The organism is Dietzia sp. CW19, from assembly GCF_014145265.1.
GTDB lineage: Bacteria > Actinomycetota > Actinomycetes > Mycobacteriales > Mycobacteriaceae > Dietzia > Dietzia natronolimnaea.
Window position 1 is genome coordinate 1 of record NZ_JAALEE010000273.1, and the last position, 6,049, is coordinate 6,049.

The window sequence follows — 6,049 nt, forward strand, 5'->3', positions numbered from 1 at the left end:
TTGGCGGAGTGTCCCCGATTTGGCGGACGGGATTCGCGTTCCGGGGCCGACTTCTCGCACCTGAGGTCCGCCAACCACCGCCATCTGCCAACCGCCGGCGGTCGACGTCAGCTGACCTGGGCTTCCTTCTCCGCCAGCCACAGATAGGCGGTGAGCATCCGCTTGAGCTCCGTGACGGTGGCGTCGTGGATGTCCTCGCCCGTGGCGGAGCCGGCGCTGACGGAGAAGTTCAGCATCGAATAGGCCACGTGGACCAGCACGTCGGCCATGAACGCGCGGCGCTGGCGCTCGGTGGCCGGCATGAGCGGGGCGAGCACGCTGGCGATCATCCTGGCGAGCTCGCGCTCGTTGACCGCGGCGGTGGCACGGGTGGCCGGGGTCGCCTGCGTGGCCAACCAGACCGCCCGCCGGGAGGGATCGCTCAGCCACAGGTCCGCCAGGTGGTCGAGGAAGTCGTTCAGCAGTTCCGGCCAGTCCAGCGCGGGGATCTTCTGAGCGAAGCGCTCGATCTCCTCGATCACGCCGTGGGCGTCCTGCCGGTCCAGCTCGCACACCAGGACGTACTTGTTGGCGAAGAACTGGTACAGCGTCCCGATGGGGACCCCGGCGCGGGAGGCGACCTCCTCGCAGGTGAAGGAGTCGAACCCCACCTCGACCAGCACGTCGCGCGCCGAGGACAGCAGCGCCTGGAACTTGCGCCGGCTCCTCTCCTGGATGGGCCGACGGCGCGGCACCAGGATGTTCGGCTCGTCCTGGACGGCCTCGTCAGCGGGATCCCGTACTGGTTCCTGCACTCGCTCGGGCGGGTCGGTGGGCATGGGTGGCGTCAGCCCTCCGTGGGTTCGGGCAGTTCCACACCGAGGAGCTTCGCGAGCATCGCCACGTGACCCTTGGCCCGGACGTTGTACCGCGCGAGGGAGAGCGTCCCGTCGGACTCCACGACGAACGTCGATCGGATCACGCCCATCACGGTCTTGCCGTAGTTCTTCTTCTCCCCGAACGCACCCCACTCGGTGAGCATGGTCTTGTCCGGGTCGGACAGCAGGGGGAAGGTGATGCCGTGCTTCTCGCGGAAACGCACGAGTTTCGCCGGCGGGTCGGGGGACACCCCCACGACCCCGATCCCCGCCTCCCGCAGCTGCTGGAGGGCCCCCTCGAAGTCCACGGTCTCCGTGGTGCATCCGGGCGTCATGGCGGCCGGGTAGACGTACAGCACCACGCGTCCGTGCGCGGCGAGCAGGTCCGCCAGCGACGTGGGGGTTCCGTCGGCGTCGGGGAGGGTGAAGGCGGGGGCGGTCTGGCCCACCTCGAGCCGTGGTGTGGTCACCGGTGCTCCTGAAGTCGGGTCGGGGTGTGTGATCACTCCAACCTATCCGATGCGTCGGCGCGCGGGCGCGGATCGCCGACGGGTGCAGTAGCGTGGGCGGGGTCCAGAATCCGCGGCTAACCGCGTGACGAGCGATCGACGGAGGTCTCGTGTCCAGGAGTTACGACAGCATCGAAGGCGACATCGCCAAGGCGCGTGACGATCTCGCGACGACGTTGGACGAGATCGTCGACCGGGTCAATCCCAAGAACCTCGCCGAAGAGGGCAAGGAGAGGGCCGTCGCCGCCCTCACCGATCCCCGGGTCCTCGCGGTGCTCGGCGGATTCGCGGCGCTGGTCATCGGGGGCATCTCGGTGTCCATGGCCAACAAGCGCAAGGAACGTCGGCGCATCGAGGCCTACCTCGAGGCGCGTCGGGCTCTCTGAGCTGCCGCCGCGCACCACAGCCCATCGAGAAGAGCGTTTCGCACATTCCCACTCGGGAAACGTGTGCGGAACGCTCTTCTCGTTGCATCACGGGGGTCCCGGCCGCGCTGCCGACACGACGAAGCCCCGGGTCGTGGACCCGGGGCTTTCTCTGTTGTGCGCCATCAGGGACTCGAACCCCGAACCCGCTGATTAAGAGTCAGCTGCTCTGCCAATTGAGCTAATGGCGCCTGCGTGGTGCGAGAGAAACAGTAACAGGACACCGGCGGCATCACGAAATCGCCTGGTCAGGGCGGGGGTGGCCGGTGTGCGGCGGCGCATCCTTAACCAATTCGATATGGAATGCAATGATTTCCCCAGGCATACTGAGGAGGACTTCCCCTCGGCCCTGTCGACGTCCGGGGGGAGATGATGCTCGGAAGGGGCCATTAGTGAACTTGCGCCACACGGATCGGACCAGACGACGGGACCCGGGTTCCCGGTCGAGATCCCGTCTCGCTCTGGCCGCCGTGGTCGCCGGTTCGCTCGTGTTGACGGGGTGCACGATCGGCGCCGGCGGCGCGGGTGAGGCCCAGGTCGCCGAGGCGCCGGCCGAGCCGGCCGCGGTCATCGACCTGTCGGTCGAGGACGGATCATCCGACGCCAACCCCGCCGAGCCCGTGGTCCTCACCGCCAGCGACGGTCGCCTCGACACCGTGGTCATGCGGAATCCGGAGGGCGTCCAGGTCCAGGGCGAGTTCAACCCCGACCTGACGGAGTGGCGGACCACCGAGGACCTGGGTTACTCCCGTCAGTACACGCTCGAGTCCACCGCGACCGACGAGGACGGCCTGGTCACCCGCAAGAACGTCACGTTCAGCACCCTCACCCCGCGCATCATGACCGCGGCCTACCTCACCACCGGTCAGGGCTCGACGGTGGGCATCGGTCAGCCGGTCGCGGTGATGTTCGACGAGCCGATCTCGGATCGCCGTGCCGCTCAGGACAACATCCACATCCGTACCGAACCCGAGGTCGAGGGCGCCTTCTACTGGGTCTCCAACCAGGAGGTCCGGTGGCGTCCGGCCGAGTACTGGGCGCCGGGTACCACCATCGACGTCCACGTGGACATCTACGGCGAGGATCTGGGCGGCGGCATGTACGGCCAGGAGGACGCGCGCAGCGACTTCCGGATCGGCGACGCGGTCATATCCCGGGTGGACGACTCGACCAAGCAGATCGTGATCGAGCGCAACGGCGAGGTGGTCAAGACCATGCCCACCTCGATGGGCAAGCCCGACACCCCGACCCCCAACGGCACGTATGTGATCGGCGAGAAGCTCGCCTCGATGGTCATGGACTCCTCGACCTACGGCGTTCCTGTCGACTCGCCGGAGGGCTACCGGACCCCGGTCCAGTACGCCACGCGGATGTCATACAGCGGCATCTTCGTCCACGCCGCGCCGTGGTCCGTCTGGGCGCAGGGTAGCCAGAACGTGAGCCACGGGTGCCTCAACGTCACGACGGCGGACGCCAAGTGGTTCTACGACAACGCCAAGCGCGGCGACATCTTCGAGGTCACCGGCACGGTCGGCCCGACGCTTCCGGGGTGGGACGGTCTGGGCGACTGGAACGTCCCGTGGGAGACCTGGAAGGCCGGTAACGCAGACGCGGGCACGGCCTGACATGGGCACGGCCTGAGGCCCGAGCCCCCCTCAGCGGGGGCGGACGCGCAGTGCTCAGCGTGATCGATCGGGATCCCGGTCGTCGCGGCGTTCGGCGGCCCTGAACAGTGCGCGGCCGGGAGCCGCGGAGACGCCGTGTGCGAGGGTGCTGGCCACCACGACCAGGGTGCCCACACCCAGCAACAGCGGATCCGGACCTGCTCTGGACGCCTCCTCGGTCAGATAGAACACCGCCGCGACCCCGACCGGTCCGAACCAACCGAGGAACGCCGCGTCGCGGACACGCAATCCGAGCGGCCGCATGAGGGCGAGAAGCACCGGCGGGCGCCGGAGGACGAGCACGGCGGCCGTGAGAAACACCGCCCCCCACCCCAACTGCTCCCACTGCTGCCACGGCAGCATCGCTCCGAGGACGAGGAAGAACGGCAGCACCGCGAACTGGTTGACCGCCTCATCGATCTCCACCTCCACCTGCCTCTCGTCTCCGACGCTGGTCAGGTTGAAGGCCAACCCCGAGACGAAGGCCGCGAAGACCCCGTTGACCCCCAGCAGGCCGGAGCCACCGAGGACCAGCAGCGCCAGGAGCAGGGTGAACAGCAGGATCGGGCCGTTCTCCGCAGCGTGGTGACGTTCTGAGAAATGCAGAGCTCTGGCCGCCGACACTCCGGCGAGGACGCCCAACCCCAGGGCGCCGAGGATCTGCCAGCCGATCTCCGCGGCGGCCTGCCCGGCGGTGAGGGGGGTCGCAACGGCGAGCGCGACCACGACCAGGGGAAGGGCCAATCCGTCGTTCGCCCCCGACTCCAGTGACAGCAGTTGCCGGTCGTCTTCGGGCAGGTCCCTTTCGGCGGCGTCGCCGGTCACCGCGGCGGAGGAGAGGACGGGATCCGTGGGACAGATCGCGGTGCCGAAGAGCAGCGCCACCGCGAAGGGGATGCCCAACGCCCAGATCGCGAGACCGGTGGAGATCAGCGCCATCGCGGGCATCACCACCACCAGGAGGAGCGTCAAGCGTCGCCAGTGACGGCGGATCGCAGAGAAGGGGTAACGGAGAGCCACACCCATCACGGAGATGCCCAGAAGGATCTCCGCGCCGCGATGGAGCGTCGAGGGGTCGGTGACGATGTCGGGGACGTCGAGAACCCCGAGGACCACGGGTCCCAGGACTATGCCGACCCCGAGTGCGATGAGCGGCTCCGATACGGGCCATCGGTGCAGTCGCGCGGACACGGCGACGATCACGACGCCGAGCGCGCCGACGGTCGTGAGCAACAGATCGAGTGTGGACACGGGCCCTCCAGGTCAGTCGGGTCCACCGCACCATAGGCAACCCCTGGCGGTCGCGCCATCGGTCCCTCGCGTCCCGCGGTGGACCGTGCGAATGCCGAGAGGGCGCGGATGGAAAAGTGGGCGCATGACCGACGAGCGTGAGATCACCCGGCCCACCGACCTGGCCCGTGGCCGCCGACTCGATCCGGCCGCCGTCGGCTGGACCCGCACGCCGTTGCACCGCACCGCCATCGCCGGGTGGGGGCGCACGAAGCGCTGGGAGTACTGGGGCATCGTGTCCGACCGGTTCGTGGTGGGGCTCACCGTGGCCGGTCTCGACTACCTGTCCACCTGCGCGGTCTACGTCCTGGACCGCCGAACCGGGGTGGAGACCACCCGCAGCGGGGTCAGCCCGCTCGTCCGGCCCGCCTTCAGCGATGAAGCGGGGGTGGGGACCGTGCACGCGTCGGCCGGCCTGGGTTCGGGTCGGGTGGGAATAGAGATCGACGACGACGAGGCCGCCACCGCGATCCGTGTACGCGCGACCGGCCTCCTTGTGGACCTGGAAATCACCCGACCGGGCCACGACAGTCTCGGAGTGGTGGTGCCGTGGAGTGAGCGCCGCTTCCAATACACGCTCAAGGATCTCGCCAACCCGGTCACCGGTTCGGTGACCCTGGACGGGGTCGCCCACGAACTCGGCACCGGGTGGGCGGTCCTGGACCGCGGGCGCGGACGCTGGCGGTATGCCACTCGATGGAACTGGGGAGCGGGCAGCGGTGTGGTCGACGGTGTGCCGTGTGCGCTGCAGGTGGGTGGCCGGTGGACGGATGGAACCGGGTCCACGGAGAACGGGATCCTCGTGGACGGCCGCCTGCACAAAATCAGTGAGGATCTGCACTGGAGCTATGACCTGGCGGATCCGGCGGCGGTGTGGCGGGTCCGCGGCGAGCGCCTGGACGCCACACTCACCCCGTTCCACCTCCGCAGGGACATCACCGAGCTCGGGATCCTGGCCGTGCGCACCCACCAGGCTTTCGGTACCTGGCACGGGACCGGGGTTCTCGACGACGGCACCACTGTGCGCCTGGACGGCGTGCTCGGCTGGGCGGAGGAGTCGCGTAACCGCTGGTAGGGCGCGGGGTCTCGCAGAGCTACCCCGCGCCGGGCAGCGTGAGAACCGAGTCGCAGCGGGCGATCACGTCTGCCTCATGTGTCGCTACGAGGACGGCGGCACCAGCGACGGCCGCCTGCTCGAGGCTGGCGAGCACGGCGCTGCTCGTCGCCCGGTCGAGTGCCGCGGTGGGTTCGTCGACGAGGAGCACGTCCGGCGCGCGGAGCAGCGCGGCGGCCAGGGCGATGCG

The 6,049-nt window shown here is 69.0% G+C and carries 6 protein-coding genes, 1 tRNA gene and 1 pseudogene; 3 read left to right on the top strand and 5 right to left on the bottom strand.

The genetic code is table 11. The annotated features are described in order from the left end of the window. Positions 1-107 precede the first annotated feature (107 nt). Positions 108-818, bottom strand: coding sequence for a TetR/AcrR family transcriptional regulator (locus tag G6021_RS08890; RefSeq protein ID WP_182609746.1), 711 nt, complete (start codon positions 816-818; stop codon positions 108-110). Positions 819-826: 8 nt separating this feature from the next. After that, positions 827-1,327 carry a peroxiredoxin gene (locus G6021_RS08895; RefSeq protein ID WP_182609747.1) on the bottom strand — a complete coding sequence of 167 codons (501 nt, stop codon included), beginning with the start codon at positions 1,325-1,327 and terminating at the stop codon, positions 827-829. Between the two features lie 149 nt (positions 1,328-1,476). On the opposite strand from G6021_RS08895, the gene G6021_RS08900 reads away from it, so the two are divergent. Next, on the top strand, positions 1,477-1,752 hold the full coding sequence (locus G6021_RS08900; protein ID WP_179524868.1) for a DUF3618 domain-containing protein: 276 nt from the start codon (positions 1,477-1,479) through the stop codon (positions 1,750-1,752). A 157-nt stretch (positions 1,753-1,909) separates the two neighbouring features. On the opposite strand, the gene G6021_RS08905 is transcribed toward G6021_RS08900, so the two are convergent. Next, positions 1,910-1,982, bottom strand: a tRNA-Lys gene (locus G6021_RS08905). 201 nt (positions 1,983-2,183) lie between these two features. Here G6021_RS08905 and G6021_RS08910 point away from each other — a divergent pair. Next, positions 2,184-3,416: an Ig-like domain-containing protein gene (locus tag G6021_RS08910; protein ID WP_338404168.1), complete on the top strand. Its 1,233-nt coding sequence runs from the start codon at positions 2,184-2,186 to the stop codon at positions 3,414-3,416. A gap of 54 nt (positions 3,417-3,470) precedes the next feature. Here G6021_RS08910 and G6021_RS08915 read toward each other — a convergent pair whose 3' ends face one another. Next, positions 3,471-4,706, bottom strand: coding sequence for a cation:proton antiporter (locus tag G6021_RS08915; protein WP_182641098.1), 1,236 nt, complete (start codon positions 4,704-4,706; stop codon positions 3,471-3,473). Positions 4,707-4,830: 124 nt separating this feature from the next. Here G6021_RS08915 and G6021_RS08920 point away from each other — a divergent pair, with 124 nt between their 5' ends. Then, the gene (locus G6021_RS08920) at positions 4,831-5,820 is read left to right on the top strand and encodes a DUF2804 domain-containing protein (protein WP_182641099.1); all 990 of its coding nucleotides are present in this window, start codon (positions 4,831-4,833) and stop codon (positions 5,818-5,820) included. A 19-nt stretch (positions 5,821-5,839) separates the two neighbouring features. Here the strand turns inward: G6021_RS08920 and G6021_RS08925 are convergent. After that, positions 5,840-6,049: pseudogene (locus G6021_RS08925) on the bottom strand (ABC transporter ATP-binding protein); the annotation flags it as partial.

What these genes read in the sequence shown, in the direction of transcription:
- G6021_RS08890 (WP_182609746.1), bottom strand. Translation starts at nt 818, where the DNA reads ATGCCCACCGACCCGCCCGAGCGAGTGCAGGAACCAGTACGGGATCCC.
- G6021_RS08920 (WP_182641099.1), top strand. Translation starts at nt 4,831, where the DNA reads ATGACCGACGAGCGTGAGATCACCCGGCCCACCGACCTGGCCCGTGGC.